The organism is Comamonas sp. CMM02, from assembly GCF_014851485.1.
GTDB lineage: Bacteria > Pseudomonadota > Gammaproteobacteria > Burkholderiales > Burkholderiaceae_C > Comamonas > Comamonas avium.
The window spans coordinates 30698-43616 of sequence record NZ_JACUZW010000002.1 but is presented as its reverse complement, the minus strand read 5'-3'; the positions used below and the strand labels follow the sequence as shown (position 1 = coordinate 43616).

The following is a 12919-nucleotide window of genomic DNA, read 5'->3' as shown; positions in this document are numbered from 1 at the left end:
CTTTATTTGTAGATGGATGCTGGATCTTTCAAGACCGGATCAATGGCTGCCCACTGCCCGTCCTTCAGAACACTGTAAAAACAAGAGTGCCGTCCCGTATGACAGGCAATACCGGGCACGTGCCCTTGCTGGGTAATTTTGAGCAAGATGACGTCGTTGTCGCAGTCAATGCGCATCTCGTGCACGGTTTGCTCATGGCCTGACTCTTCGCCCTTGAACCACAGCCTGTTGCGCGAACGGCTGAAGTACACGGCACGGCCCAGTTCAGCCGTTTTTTGCAGTGCCTCGCGGTTCATCCACGCAAACATCACTACATCGCCGCTGCTTTGCTCTTGTGCAATCACGGGCACCAGACCCTGTGCATCCCATTGAACTTGATCCAACCAGCTCATAGACGTCCTGATTTTTTATATAGCTACCAGCGCATACTGGAAGCCGATTTCAAATATAAATCACATGCAAATGCTTATAAACAAAGCGTGAGCAGCTCACTTCTTTGACGCTTCAATGGCCAGCTCAGCACACCTGCAAAGCTGCAGCGCAGCGCCTGCACCAAATACTGCAGCAGCGCTGCGGCAACCGCGTCCCACGCCGCCTCAAGCGCTGTTTTCCACTCACAGACGCACTGGAATGCCGCGCTCGCGCATGCGTTCCTTGGCCTGCTGCACCGTGTATTCACCATAGTGAAAAATGCTGGCCGCCAGCACCGCGTCAGCGCCGCCTTGCTGCACACCGTCTGCCAGATGGTCCAGGTTGCCCACACCACCCGAAGCGATCACGGGCACGCCCACGGCATCGGCTACGGCACGGGTCAGCGCCAAGTCAAAACCGCTCTTGGTGCCATCCTTGTCCATGCTGGTCAGCAAAATCTCACCCGCACCGCGCTGTGCCATCTCTTGAGCCCAGCGCACCACATCCAGCCCTACATTCTTGCGGCCACCGTGACTGTATACATCCCAGCCAGCGCCCATGGGCGTGCCACCGGGCCCAATGCGCAGCTCTTCTTCGGGCGTGCGGCGCTTGGCATCAATAGCGACCACGATGCACTGTGCGCCATATTTGTCGCTGCAGGCGTTGATCGTGGCCGGGTTGGCAATGGCGGCAGAGTTAAAACTGGTTTTGTCTGCGCCCGCATTCAGCAGGCGGCGCACGTCTTCTACGGCGCGCACGCCCCCGCCCACCGTCAGCGGAATAAACACCTGTGCGGCCACGGCCTCAATGATGGGCAAGATCAGATCACGGCCATCGCTGGTGGCGGTGATATCCAGAAACGTCAGTTCGTCTGCGCCTTGCGCGTTGTAGCGCGCTGCAATTTCGACCGGATCGCCTGCGTCGCGCAGCTCCAGAAAATTAACGCCTTTGACCACGCGGCCACCGGTCACGTCGAGACAAGGAATGATGCGTTTGGCGAGCATGAAAAAGCGTTTTCTATCGAAGAAGATCAGACATATAGGCAGCGGCCCTTAAGCCACGACCTGCAAAGTTTGCGCCGCATGCCAGCGCTGGCCTGGGTGCAGGGCCACGGGCTGGTTGATGGCCGCTGCTTCTACGCACAGCATGCGCATCCAGTCACCAGCGTTCATATCGGGCAAGCTGGCGCACAGCGCGGCCCCGGGGTTCCATACCACCGTGTCTGGCCAGGCGGCATCCTGGCTGATGCGCAGACTGCCTGCCGCATCCCTCAGCTCCAGCGCCTGCAGCGGACGTGCATACACACGGTCCACCTCTTCACCCAGCACCACGCTGCCGCTTTGCACCGCCGGTGAAAAGGCTTTTGCAGCATTCCAAAAAGCCGCCCCTTCCAGCCCGTTCAGGGCTGCAATGTCTGCACCCTGTATGGCCAGATAGGTGTGCAGCGCGCCTGTAAATGCAAACGCGGTGCCTCCGGTGTTGGTGGCAGACAGTTGCACGGTCAGCGTATCGGGCGATACCGTCACCGCCACCTCGGCACGCACGCCGTGCGCAAAGTCGGCGTGCCAGGGCACAGCCGCATCCCACAGCCAGCGTGCCGTGATGGCCTCGCCGTGCACTTGTGCGCTGCGCCATTGCCAGGCACTGCGCCGCACCAGCCCGTGCTTGGGCAAGGGCCCACGCTGGTTGAACTGGGGAAAGCACACAGGCACACCACCACGAATGGCGGCAGAGCCGTCAAGCACAGCAGCTTCAGACAAAAACAGTCGCTCTTGCCCACCCACCTGCCAGGACAGCACCTGCGCGCCCAGGTCAGACACCCGCACACAGTCACCGCTGGGCAAGGTGATCTGGGTGCAGGCTAGGCCACGCCAGATTTCACGCGTGGCTTGGGGTTCGGTCATTGTGGGTATTCGCTGTCGTCGTCTTCGTAGCCATTGAGCTGATCTGCCAGCTTCTGGCCTTCGGCAAAATTCAGATCACCGGTATAGATGGCGCGCCCGCAGATCACGCCTTCTACGCCTTCGTCTTCGACAGCGCACAGATCCCTGATGTCTTGAATGCTGGCCAGACCGCCGGAGGCGATCACCGGAATCTTCAGCGACTGCGCCAGCTTGACGGTGGCATCGATGTTGATCCCCGAGAGCATGCCATCGCGGCCAATGTCGGTGTAGATGATGGATTCCACGCCCCAGTCTTCAAAGCGCTTGGCCACATCCAGCACATCCTGGCCGGTCAGCTTGCTCCAGCCGTCGATGGCAACCTTGCCGTCCTTGGCGTCCAGCCCGACGATCACCCGGCCTGCAAAGGCGCTGCAGGCATCTTGCAAAAAGCCCGGGTTTTTCACCGCAGCCGTGCCAATGATGACGTACTCCAGCCCCGCATCCACGTAGCGTTCGATGGTGTCCAGATCGCGGATACCACCACCGAGCTGGACCGGAATCTCACCGTTGACTTCCTTGAGGATGGCTTTGATGGCTGCCAAATTCTTGGGCTGGCCAGCAAAAGCACCATTGAGGTCCACCAGATGCAGACGGCGGGCCCCGGCATCCAGCCAGCGACGGGCCATCTCAGCAGGGTTACCGAATGTGGTGGACTGGTCCATATCACCTTGTTTGAGGCGGACGCACTGTCCGTCTTTGAGGTCGATGGCGGGAATCAGCAGCATGATGTGCGAGAGGCTTTGCCTAAAGGAGGCCGACTAACTCAGGGGTGGCCAGGGTTGAAGAAAAAGGAGACTTACGGATTCCAGTGCAAGAAGTTGCGGTACAGGGCCAGGCCATGGTCCGCACTCTTTTCCGGATGGAATTGCGTAGCAAAAATCTTATCGCGTGCAATGGCAGATGCAAACTGTCCGCCGTAATCTGTCTCAGCCGCGCAATGTGCTGCGTCAGCCGGCACCGCATAAAAACTGTGCACAAAGTAGAAATACGCCCCATCAGGAATGCCATCCCACATGGCGTGGCGTACGCCACCGGGCGAGCTCTGGAACACCTGGTTCCAGCCCATTTGCGGCACTTTGTAGCGGCTGCCATCGGGTTGCATGCGGCCTGCCAGCTCAAAGCGCTGCACGTGCCCCGGAATCAGCCCCAGCGAGGGGGTATTGCCCTCTTGGCTGTGCTCCAGCAGCATTTGCATGCCCACGCACACGCCAAAAAGCGGCTTGGTGGCCGCAGCCTCAAGTACCGCCTCTTGCAGGCCTGAGGCCTTGAGCGCGGCCATGCAGTCGCGCATGGCGCCTTGCCCGGGCAGCACGATGCGGCTGGCGGCACGCACCTGGGCCGGGTCTTGCGTGACGATGACACGCACGTCCGTCCCCATGGCCGCAGTTTTGACAGCTTGCGAGACCGAGCGCAGGTTGCCCATCTCGTAATCGACCACAGCCACGGTGTTGTTCACTGAACTCATAGCACTTAGCGCCCGTTATCACTGGGTTTCAATGTACTTTCGCTTGCAAACATAGAGTAGACAAGCGACAGCCGCTCATATCTTTACAGACTGCCTTTGGTGGACGGAATCACACCCGCCATGCGCTCATCGCGCTCCAGCGCAAAACGCATGGCACGGGCAAACGCCTTGAAGATGGTTTCGCACTGGTGGTGGGCGTTGAAACCCTTCAAGTTGTCAATGTGCAGTGTGACCCCGGCGTGGTTCACAAAGCCCTGGAAAAACTCGAACACCAGCTGGGTATCCAGCTCGCCAATGCGGCCCGCGGTGAACTTGCAGTCCATGTGCAGCCCGGGGCGGCCCGAAAAATCAATCACCACGCGCGAGAGCGCTTCGTCCAGCGGCACATAGGCGTGGCCGTAGCGGCGAATGCCTTTTTTGTCGCCCACGGCCTTGGCAAACGCCTGGCCAATGGTGATGCCAATGTCTTCCACCGTGTGGTGGCCGTCAATGTGCAGATCACCCTCGCAATCCACATCCAGATCAATCAGGCCGTGGCGGGCAATCTGGTCGAGCATGTGGTCCAGAAAACCAATGCCAGAGCGCAGCTGCGCCTTGCCCGTGCCGTCCAGATCCACGCGCACGTGCACATGGGTTTCGGCGGTGTTGCGCTGCACCTCGGCCACGCGGGCGGTGCTCTCAGCAGAAGCGGTAGCGGTGGAGGGGACGAGTGCATTGCTCATAACGATTCCTTCAGGGCTGCCAACATGCGGGCATTTTCTTCGCGGGTGCCCACGGTCAGACGCAGGCAATTGGCCAGCAACGGGTGCATGGCCGAGACATTTTTGACCAGAACGCCGCGCTCCTTCATGGCCGCCTGCGCCCTGGCGGCATCTTGCACGCGCAGCAGCACCATATTGGCCTCTGAAGGCCAGACTTTGTCTACCCCGGGCAAAGCAGTCAGTGCATCGATCAAGGGCTGGCGCTCAGCGCGGATGGCAGCGGCCTGCTCTGCGTACAGATCGGCATGCTCCAGCGCAAAGATCGCAGTTTCGCAATTGAGCACGCTGATGTTGTAGGGCGGGCGCACCTTGTCCAGCTCATTGACAATGGCCGCCGGGCCAATCAGGTAGCCCAGTCGGGCGCCGGCCAGGCCAAACTTGGACAGCGTGCGCATCAGCAGCACATGGGCATTGCGCGCAGGGTTGGCGTGCATTTGCGTGATCCAGCTGCGGCTGGCAAAAGGCTGGTAGGCCTCATCCATCACCACCAGGCCGCCAATGGCACCGACCGCATCAATCACGGCCTGCACCTTGTCTTCGGCCCACAGCGTGGCGGTGGGGTTGTTGGGGTAGGCCAGATAGGTAATGGCGGGCTGCTGCGCGGCTATGGTGGCCAGCATGGCGGGCACATCCAGGTCAAAGTCGGCTGTCAGTTGCACAGGCACAAAGTCCAGCCCCTGCAACTGCGCACTCATGGGGTACATCACAAAGCCGGGCATGGGCGCCAGCATCTTGGCGCGCCCCTGGGCACCCGGTTGTGCGGTCGCCAGCGCCAGCAAGGTGATGATTTCATCCGAGCCATTGCCCAGCAGCACCGCGCTGCCCTCAGGTGCACCGGCGTAGTCTTGGAGCATCTGCTTCAAAACGTCCAGGCGCTCGCCGGGGTAACGGTTGATTTCCAGTGCGCCCAAACGCTCTCCCAGCGCCTTTTGCAGCGCCTGCGGCAGACGGAACGGGTTCTCCATCGTGTCCATCTTGAGCAGGCCCTGCGAAGGCTGCACATGGTAGGCATGCATGGCCCGCACGTCGGCACGGATGCGTTGCAGCGCTTTGGCTTGGGTCGAGGAATCAGCAGACATGGGGTTCACACTTTCAAATTTCTTGCAGGCATGCAGTGGCTGGATCATCCGCCCTCAGGCAACATCTGCGCCGGGGCTGGCCGCCTGCTGCAAGGGGTGCACCATGGTGACGCCACCGTAGTGCGCCCCGTGGGGCAGATGCAGCGTCAGCATTTGCTCGCAACCACTGTGCTGGGCACAGGCCACGGCCAGACAGTCAGCAAACGGCAATGCGTGGCGTGCCTGCACCGCCCACGCGGTTTCCAGCGTGGCGGCATCGGTTTTCCAGGGGTTCCAGGTCTGGTAGCGGCGAATGGCAGCGCGCGCATCGCCTTGGGGCATGGGAGCAGCCCCCGTGGTGACCTGGTCGTAAAACTCCACCAGGGCCTGATTACCGGTACGCCCCGTGCGGCTGCGCCACAGCAGATCCAGCCAGTCGAGTACGGCGGCATACAAGGCAGGCTGGCCCACATCTTCTGCGGCAATCAGTGCCGATGTATCGACGAACACCGGGTTCATGCCACACCTTCATGGTTCAAGTCTTTGGGGCCTGCAGCACGCTTGCCCGCGGCACTGCGCGCTGCGTTTTTTGTGGACGATGCGCCCCCCGCTTGCCAGGTGCGCTCATCGGTGCGCCACGCCAGATAGGCGCGTTCATACGTATCTTCGCGGCGCTGCATCTCGGCCATAAAGTCACCCAGCATGCGCGAGACACTGGTGCCCCGGCGCGCTGCCTCGATGCGCGCCCATTCAAGCACGCTGTCTTCGACGGTGATAGTGACGTTCTTCATGCGGACTAGTCTACACGAATTTCGTGTTGCACGAAGTTCGTGTAGCCAGATTTATACCTTCCGCATGCTCCCGTCCAGATGCGGGCAAATGCGTCGCGTGGGTTCAGCGGTAGGCCGGTGGCGGCGCATAAATCGTGCTGCCTGCATCTGCCGGGAAAGCCTGTGGCCCTGCGGGAGCCTGTGTTGGTGCCGTGGGCTTGAGCTCAAACAAGGCAACACCCATCGCGCCCAGATTGCGCGCATCGCCCGCAGGCGTGTTGGCGGCATAGGCCTGGGGTTTGCTGGCAAAGCGAAAGGCCGCTACTTCACTGGCGCTTTTGCGAAAGCCATCAATGCGCATGGTCTGACCGGGCTCCAGAATGTAGCCCGCAGCTGTCTGACTGCCGGTGCGGCCACCGAGCACATCCAGACCATCTACGGTGGCCACCACCTCATAACGGGTCTGGCTGCGATTGACAAACTGCAGCTCATAACGCTCACCTTGCTTGCCCGCTACACGGTAGTCCTGCGCACCGCGCGTGCTGTAAATGGGCAAGGCTTGCTCCTGCTCGCCCAGTACCGACCACTCCACTTTGCCGCCAGCCAGCAAAATATTCAGCTGCTGGTTGGCGCGGCGGCCCAGCGCCTGCTGAATGCTCGCCAGATCGGTGTAGGCAATTTGGCGCAGTTCTTGCGACTGCTGCGTCACCCGCTCGGCGGGCACATAGCGCACGGCGGATTCACGCCCCTCGCCCCATTGCGTGCCCAGCGTAGAAGCCGAGGCACGGGCGGGCGGTGCCAGCCGGCGTTCAGCGGTTTGCGAACTGTTCTGTACCTGCTGCGCAGACGTCGCGGCGCTGGAAGACTCGTTCACTGCGTCCGAAGACCGCCCTGCCTGCATGGTGGGTGCACACCCCAGCAAAGCCCCCAACACGAACCCCACCACACACCACCGCTGGGTGCGACCGAACACGTTCTTTCTCAAACTCAACACCATGCTGCCTCCTGCTGCTGGGCCCTGGCAAGCTGCCAAGGCATGTGCGCAGTGTTCAACAAATTGCGCAGAATTCACCACCTGGCCACACTTGGTTGCACTTAATTGACTCCCGCCATCAAAAAACCGCGCTCAAGAGCGCGGTTGGAGTGACAGCGGCACGCCTTACTTCAGGCGCATCTCTGCTGCACGGGCGTGACCTTGCAGGCCTTCGCCGTAGGCCAGCTCGGCTGCGATCTTGCCCAGCACCTGCGCACCTGCTTCACTCACTTCAATGATGCTGGAGCGTTTCTGGAAGTCGTACACCCCCAAAGGCGACGAGAAGCGCGCCGTGCCGCTGGTAGGCAGCACGTGGTTAGGGCCTGCGCAGTAGTCGCCCAGCGATTCACTGGTGTAGGCACCCAGAAAAATGGCCCCTGCATGCTTGAGGCTGGGCTCCCACCGGTGAGGGTCATTGCTGGAGACTTCCAGATGCTCGGGTGCAATGCGGTTGGAGATGGCACAGGCCTCTTGCATGTCGCGCGTCAAAATCAGTGCACCCCGGTCGTTGAGGCTTTTGGCGATGATGTCCTTGCGCGGCATTTCGGGCAGCAGACGGTCAATCGATTGCTGCACGGCGTCAATATAGGCAGCATCAGGACACAGCAAGATGGACTGCGCCAGCTCGTCATGCTCGGCCTGGCTGAACAAATCCATCGCCACCCAGTCGGGGGGCGTGGTGCCATCTGCCAGCACCAAAATTTCAGACGGCCCGGCAATCATGTCAATGCCCACCATGCCAAAAACGCGCTTCTTGGCGCTGGCCACATAGGCGTTACCGGGACCAGTGATCTTGTCCACCTTGGGCACAGTGGCCGTGCCATAGGCCAGAGCCGCTACAGCCTGCGCCCCACCAATGGTGAATGCACGGTGCACGCCCGCCACATAGGCAGCCGCCAGCACCAGCGGATTTTTTTCACCCTTGGGCGTGGGCACCACCATGATGATTTCGGGCACACCTGCCACAAGGGCTGGAATGGCGTTCATTAGCACGCTGCTGGGATATGCGGCCTTGCCACCGGGCACGTAAATGCCTACGCGGTCCAGCGGCGTCACCTTCTGGCCCAGCAGGGTGCCGTCTTCGTCACGGTAGCTCCAGCTTTCGCCGTTGGCCTTCTTTTGCGCCTCGTGGTAGGTGCGCACACGTTGCGCGGCCGCTTGCAGCGCATACTTTTGCGCAGCGCCCAGGCTGTCAAAAGCTGCCTTCAACTCTGTCTGCGTCAGCTCCAGCGCCTGCATGCTGGGCGCATCCAGCCCGTCAAAGCGGGCTGTGTAATCCAGCACCGCAGCATCACCACGGGACTGCACATCGGCCAGGATATCGGCCACGCGCTGCTCAATCGCCGCATCCGTATCGGCTGACCAATGCAGGCGTTGCGCAAAATCATGTTCGAAATTGGCATCCGCGGTGGACAGACGAAGGGGGGTTGCTGCGATTTCCATAGTGTTTACTGCTTCAACAGTGGGAGAAAATTAGTTGTTCTTGGCGGCCACAGCCTGCGCAAACGCATCAATGATGTGGCGCAGCGGTTTTTGCTTGAGCTTGAGCGAAGCCTGATTGACCACCAGCCGCGAGCTGATGTCGATGATGGGCTCCACCTCCACCAGATCATTGGCTCTGAGCGTATTGCCGGTGGACACCAGATCGACGATGGCATCGGCCATGCCCGTCAGCGGTGCCAACTCCATCGAGCCGTACAGCTTGATCATGTCCACGTGCACGCCCTTGTTGGCGAAAAACTCACGCGCAATCGTTGTGTACTTGGTGGCCACCTTCAGGCGTGCGCCCTGCTTGACGGCGTGTGCGTAGTCAAAGCCATTGCGCACGGCCACGCTCACGCGGCATTTGGCAATCTGCAAGTCCAGCGGCTGGTACAGGCCCTGGCCACCGTGCTCGATCAGCGAGTCAGAACCCGAAACGCCCAGGTCTGCACCGCCGTACTGCACGTACACGGGCACATCCGAAGCGCGCACCAGCACCACGCGCACTTCGGGGTTGGTAGTGTCAAAAATCAGCTTGCGCGATTTGTCCACGTCTTCCGTGACTTCAATGCCTGCAGCAGCCAGCAAAGGCACGGTCTCTTCAAATATGCGGCCCTTGGACAGGGCAATGGTGATGCTCATTGCGAGACTCTTTCAATGTCCGCCCCCAAACCACGCAGCTTGGCTTCCATGCGGTCGTAACCACGGTCAAGGTGGTAGATACGATCCACCAGGGTTTCACCCTTGGCCACCAACCCTGCAATCACCAGACTGGCAGAGGCGCGCAGGTCGGTCGCCATGACGGTGGCACCCGACAGCGGTGCGCCACCTTCTACCGTGGCCACGCGGCCATCGGTAGTGATGCGCGCGCCCAGGCGCATCATTTCATTGACGTGCATGAAGCGGTTTTCAAAAATGGTTTCAGTGACCATGCTGGGGCCTTCGGCCACCAGATTGAGCGCCATGAATTGCGCCTGCATGTCGGTGGGAAAGCCCGGGTATTCCGTGGTGCGAAAGCTCTGCGCCTTCAAGCGGCCCTGGCTGCGCACACGGATGCCACCCTCTTCAGTCTGCACCTGCGCACCGGCTTCCAGCAACTTGTCGATGACCGCGCTCAAATGGTCTGCCCGGCCATGGCGCAAAAATGCCTCGCCACCCGTTGCCGCCACCGCACACAGGAACGTACCGGCTTCAATACGGTCAGCCACCACGGCATGCTCACAGCCATGCAGGGCCTCTACACCCTCAATCGTGATGCGGCTGGTGCCGTGGCCAGATATCCTGGCGCCCATCTTGATGAGCATTTCGGCCAGATCGGTGATCTCGGGCTCCATGGCTGCGTTTTCCAGCACCGTCTCACCCTCGGCCAGCGCTGCGGCCATCAGGAAGTTCTCGGTGCCGGTCACAGTCACCATGTCGGTGGTGATGTGCGCGCCTTTCAGGCGTTTCCAGCCCTCAGGCAGGCTGGCATTCATGTAACCGTTTTCCACGGTAATGACAGCCCCCATGGCCTGCAGACCCTTGATGTGCTGATCCACTGGGCGTGAGCCAATCGCACAGCCACCGGGCAACGATACCTTGGCATGGCCAAAACGGGCCAGCAACGGCCCCAGCGCCAGCACCGAGGCGCGCATGGTCTTGACCAGTTCGTACGGAGCTTCGGGGTTGTTCAGCGCACCCGCGTTCAAGGTCACCGTGCCGTTGTCATCACGCTCGGCCGTCACGCCCATGTTGCGAATGAGCTTGAGCATGGTGGCCACGTCTTGCAGACGGGGCACGTTGTGCAGCGTGACCGGCTGCGCAGACAGCAGCGCTGCGCACAGCTCTGGCAATGCGGCGTTCTTGGCGCCAGAAATCAGCACTTCGCCGTGCAAAGGGCGACCGCCGCGAATGAGGAGTTTGTCCATGGCGCTGGAGCCTTGAATCTAAATTTAAATGAAATCACGCTCAACTCCTTGTGAGTCAAGCGCTAACAGCTATCTATTTTTAAGACTTATTCAGTCTTGGCAGACCATTCTGCCGGAGTGAAGGTTTTCATGGACAGGGCATGCACCTCGTCGGTCTTGATGCGCTCACCCATGGTGGCATACACCAGCCGCTGGCGCGCCAGCAAGCGCTTGCCTTCGAACTCCGCAGAAACGATGGTGGCATACCAATGGCGGCCATCACCCTCAACGGCCAGATGCTCGCAGTTCAGCCCTGCGCGGATGATGGATTGGAGTTGATCAGCAGTCATAGTTTTCTCAGTGCCGCAGTGCAAGCGCTGCGGTCAAAAGCAGCGCGCCCCAAAAAGGCACGCCACATCAATGGCGAATTTTGTAGCCAATGCGCAGCAAGTGGATAGCCAGTGCGCTCACGGCCAGCCACGCTGCGCCGACGATACCCAGGCTCACCCAGGGTGAAATATCGCTTTGGCCGAAGAAGCCATACCGGAAGCCGTCGATCATGTAGAAAAACGGATTCAGGTGGCTGACCTGCTGCCAGAACGGCGGCAGGGATTGAATGGAATAGAACACGCCCGACAGAAACGTCATGGGCATGATCAGGAAATTCTGGAAAGCCGCCATCTGGTCAAATTTATCGGCCCACAGGCCGGCAATCAGACCCAGCGTGCCCAGCAGCGCAGCACCCAGGACGGCAAACACCACAATCCACAGCGGTGCGACTGCCACAGGCGCAGTAAAGAACAGGGTCACGATATAGACACCCAGCCCAACCACCAAACCACGAACCACCGATGAGCCGACATAGGCGCAAAACCACGCCCAGTGCGACAGCGGTGTGAGCAGGATGAATACCACGCTGCCCATGATCTTGCTTTGCACCAGGCTGGAGGAGCTATTGGCAAACGCGTTTTGCAGCACGCTCATCATCACCAGTCCCGGCACCAGAAAGGCGGTATAGCCCACCCCTTCAAATACCTGCACATGGTCTTGCAGCACATGACCAAAGATCAGCAGGTAGAGCACCGCTGTCATCACGGGGGCGGCCACGGTCTGAAAGCTCACCTTCCAGAAACGCAGAATTTCTTTATAGAACAGCGAGGTCCAGCCTTGCATCTGGGGGAACATCATGCAGCCCCCTTCATCACTTGCAAGAACACATCTTCCAGATCGGCACGGCGAATTTCCATGTCTTCCATCACCACGCCCGCTTCGCGCAGCGTCGCCAAAAAAAACTCGATATCGTGCGGCCCCTGGGCTGGCAATTGCACCACACGCCCGGTCACACGGGCCACGGGCGCCAGTGTTTCTGGCAGCGCTTGGTCGGTCTTGAATTGCAGCACGTTGGATGAAGCCGTCTTCAGCAGATTGGACGTGTCATCCAGCGCCACCACACTCCCGTGCTTGAGCATGGCAATGCGGTTGCACAAAGCTTCGGCCTCTTCGAGGTAATGCGTGGTCAGCAAGACTGTGTGTCCCTGCTTGTTGAGCTTGGCAATGAAGTGCCACAGCGTTTGTCGCAACTCCACATCGACACCTGCGGTCGGCTCATCCAGCACAATAATTGGAGGTTTATGCACCAGCGCCTGCGCCACCAGCACGCGGCGTTTCATGCCCCCTGAAAGCTGGCGCATATTGGCCTGCGCCTTATCGGCCAAGCCCAGACTTTCCAGCAATTCGTCAATCCATGCATCGTTGTTCTTGACGCCGAAGTAGCCCGACTGCAAGCGCAGGGTTTCACGCACATTGAAAAACGGATCAAACACCAGCTCCTGCGGCACCACACCCAACTGCTTGCGTGCAGCCGCAAAATCGCTGTGCACATCTTTGCCCATGACCGTAATGCGGCCCGAAGTGGCCTTGGACAGCCCCGCCAAAATACTGATCAGCGTGGTTTTACCGGCCCCATTGGGGCCTAGCAAACCAAAAAACTCGCCTTCAGCAATGTCCAAGCTCACGTTATTGAGGGCTTGAAAACCGCCGTTGGAGGTTGCGTAGGTTTTGGAGAGGGATTGGATAGAGACGGCTGGCATGAGCGTGACATTCTAAAGCC

Annotated in this window: 16 protein-coding genes; all 16 read right to left on the bottom strand. The window is 60.1% G+C overall.

All coding sequences use genetic code 11. The features are described from left to right. Nucleotides 1-2: 2 nt before the first annotated feature. The 16 genes from hisI to IB213_RS05250 all read right to left on the bottom strand — a co-directional run bounded on the left by hisI (nucleotide 3) and on the right by IB213_RS05250 (nucleotide 12899). Nucleotides 3-392 (bottom strand): phosphoribosyl-AMP cyclohydrolase, encoded by a 390-nt coding sequence (hisI, locus tag IB213_RS05325; protein ID WP_191724161.1) that lies wholly within the window; start codon nucleotides 390-392, stop codon nucleotides 3-5. A 222-nt stretch (nucleotides 393-614) separates the two neighbouring features. Next, nucleotides 615-1415, bottom strand: a complete 801-nt coding sequence (gene hisF / locus IB213_RS05320; protein ID WP_191724162.1) for an imidazole glycerol phosphate synthase subunit HisF — start codon at nucleotides 1413-1415, stop codon at nucleotides 615-617. Nucleotides 1416-1463: 48 nt separating this feature from the next. After that, entirely contained in the window at nucleotides 1464-2315 is an 852-nt protein-coding gene (locus IB213_RS05315) for a D-hexose-6-phosphate mutarotase (protein WP_192405661.1), read from the bottom strand. Continuing rightward, nucleotides 2312-3079, bottom strand: coding sequence for a 1-(5-phosphoribosyl)-5-[(5-phosphoribosylamino)methylideneamino]imidazole-4-carboxamide isomerase (hisA, locus tag IB213_RS05310; RefSeq protein WP_192405660.1), 768 nt, complete (start codon nucleotides 3077-3079; stop codon nucleotides 2312-2314). Before hisA ends, IB213_RS05315 begins: the two co-directional genes overlap by 4 nt. A gap of 71 nt (nucleotides 3080-3150) precedes the next feature. Next, complete coding sequence (hisH, locus tag IB213_RS05305; protein ID WP_191724165.1) at nucleotides 3151-3819, bottom strand: imidazole glycerol phosphate synthase subunit HisH; 669 nt, start codon at nucleotides 3817-3819, stop codon at nucleotides 3151-3153. An 83-nt stretch (nucleotides 3820-3902) separates the two neighbouring features. After that, nucleotides 3903-4541, bottom strand: a complete 639-nt coding sequence (gene hisB / locus IB213_RS05300) for an imidazoleglycerol-phosphate dehydratase HisB (protein ID WP_191724166.1) — start codon at nucleotides 4539-4541, stop codon at nucleotides 3903-3905. Then, complete coding sequence (gene hisC / locus IB213_RS05295) at nucleotides 4538-5659, bottom strand: histidinol-phosphate transaminase (protein WP_191724167.1); 1122 nt, start codon at nucleotides 5657-5659, stop codon at nucleotides 4538-4540. Before hisC ends, hisB begins: the two co-directional genes overlap by 4 nt. A 54-nt stretch (nucleotides 5660-5713) precedes the next feature. Continuing rightward, complete coding sequence (locus IB213_RS05290) at nucleotides 5714-6157, bottom strand: PIN domain-containing protein (protein ID WP_192405659.1); 444 nt, start codon at nucleotides 6155-6157, stop codon at nucleotides 5714-5716. Then, nucleotides 6154-6429, bottom strand: coding sequence for a hypothetical protein (locus IB213_RS05285; RefSeq protein WP_192405658.1), 276 nt, complete (start codon nucleotides 6427-6429; stop codon nucleotides 6154-6156). Before IB213_RS05285 ends, IB213_RS05290 begins: the two co-directional genes overlap by 4 nt. Before the next feature lie 103 nt (nucleotides 6430-6532). Next, nucleotides 6533-7405, bottom strand: coding sequence for a hypothetical protein (locus IB213_RS05280; protein WP_192405657.1), 873 nt, complete (start codon nucleotides 7403-7405; stop codon nucleotides 6533-6535). 162 nt (nucleotides 7406-7567) lie between these two features. Then, the gene (gene hisD, locus IB213_RS05275; protein ID WP_192405656.1) at nucleotides 7568-8884 is read right to left on the bottom strand and encodes a histidinol dehydrogenase; all 1317 of its coding nucleotides are present in this window, start codon (nucleotides 8882-8884) and stop codon (nucleotides 7568-7570) included. Between the two features lie 30 nt (nucleotides 8885-8914). Beyond that, a complete protein-coding gene (gene hisG / locus IB213_RS05270; RefSeq protein WP_191724172.1) occupies nucleotides 8915-9565 on the bottom strand; it encodes an ATP phosphoribosyltransferase in 651 nt (216 codons plus the stop codon). Further along, nucleotides 9562-10830 carry a UDP-N-acetylglucosamine 1-carboxyvinyltransferase gene (gene murA, locus IB213_RS05265; RefSeq protein ID WP_191724173.1) on the bottom strand — a complete coding sequence of 423 codons (1269 nt, stop codon included), beginning with the start codon at nucleotides 10828-10830 and terminating at the stop codon, nucleotides 9562-9564. The genes hisG and murA overlap by 4 nt, the downstream gene beginning before the upstream one ends. A gap of 86 nt (nucleotides 10831-10916) precedes the next feature. Continuing rightward, nucleotides 10917-11159 (bottom strand): BolA family protein, encoded by a 243-nt coding sequence (locus IB213_RS05260; protein WP_191724174.1) that lies wholly within the window; start codon nucleotides 11157-11159, stop codon nucleotides 10917-10919. A gap of 67 nt (nucleotides 11160-11226) precedes the next feature. Next, nucleotides 11227-11982 carry an ABC transporter permease gene (locus IB213_RS05255; protein ID WP_192406065.1) on the bottom strand — a complete coding sequence of 252 codons (756 nt, stop codon included), beginning with the start codon at nucleotides 11980-11982 and terminating at the stop codon, nucleotides 11227-11229. 11 nt (nucleotides 11983-11993) lie between these two features. After that, nucleotides 11994-12899: an ABC transporter ATP-binding protein gene (locus IB213_RS05250; protein WP_191724175.1), complete on the bottom strand. Its 906-nt coding sequence runs from the start codon at nucleotides 12897-12899 to the stop codon at nucleotides 11994-11996. Nucleotides 12900-12919 lie beyond the last annotated feature (20 nt).

Coding starts and splice junctions, on each gene's coding strand:
- hisB (WP_191724166.1), bottom strand. CDS start 4,541: ATGAGCAATGCACTCGTCCCCTCCACCGCTACCGCTTCTGCTGAGAGC.
- hisA (WP_192405660.1), bottom strand. CDS start 3,079: ATGCTGCTGATTCCCGCCATCGACCTCAAAGACGGACAGTGCGTCCGC.
- hisH (WP_191724165.1), bottom strand. CDS start 3,819: ATGAGTTCAGTGAACAACACCGTGGCTGTGGTCGATTACGAGATGGGC.
- murA (WP_191724173.1), bottom strand. CDS start 10,830: ATGGACAAACTCCTCATTCGCGGCGGTCGCCCTTTGCACGGCGAAGTG.
- hisD (WP_192405656.1), bottom strand. CDS start 8,884: ATGGAAATCGCAGCAACCCCCCTTCGTCTGTCCACCGCGGATGCCAAT.
- hisG (WP_191724172.1), bottom strand. CDS start 9,565: ATGAGCATCACCATTGCCCTGTCCAAGGGCCGCATATTTGAAGAGACC.
- IB213_RS05255 (WP_192406065.1), bottom strand. CDS start 11,982: ATGCAAGGCTGGACCTCGCTGTTCTATAAAGAAATTCTGCGTTTCTGG.
- IB213_RS05290 (WP_192405659.1), bottom strand. CDS start 6,157: ATGAACCCGGTGTTCGTCGATACATCGGCACTGATTGCCGCAGAAGAT.
- IB213_RS05250 (WP_191724175.1), bottom strand. CDS start 12,899: ATGCCAGCCGTCTCTATCCAATCCCTCTCCAAAACCTACGCAACCTCC.
- IB213_RS05315 (WP_192405661.1), bottom strand. CDS start 2,315: ATGACCGAACCCCAAGCCACGCGTGAAATCTGGCGTGGCCTAGCCTGC.
- hisI (WP_191724161.1), bottom strand. CDS start 392: ATGAGCTGGTTGGATCAAGTTCAATGGGATGCACAGGGTCTGGTGCCC.
- hisC (WP_191724167.1), bottom strand. CDS start 5,659: ATGTCTGCTGATTCCTCGACCCAAGCCAAAGCGCTGCAACGCATCCGT.
- hisF (WP_191724162.1), bottom strand. CDS start 1,415: ATGCTCGCCAAACGCATCATTCCTTGTCTCGACGTGACCGGTGGCCGC.
- IB213_RS05280 (WP_192405657.1), bottom strand. CDS start 7,405: ATGGTGTTGAGTTTGAGAAAGAACGTGTTCGGTCGCACCCAGCGGTGG.
- IB213_RS05260 (WP_191724174.1), bottom strand. CDS start 11,159: ATGACTGCTGATCAACTCCAATCCATCATCCGCGCAGGGCTGAACTGC.
- IB213_RS05285 (WP_192405658.1), bottom strand. CDS start 6,429: ATGAAGAACGTCACTATCACCGTCGAAGACAGCGTGCTTGAATGGGCG.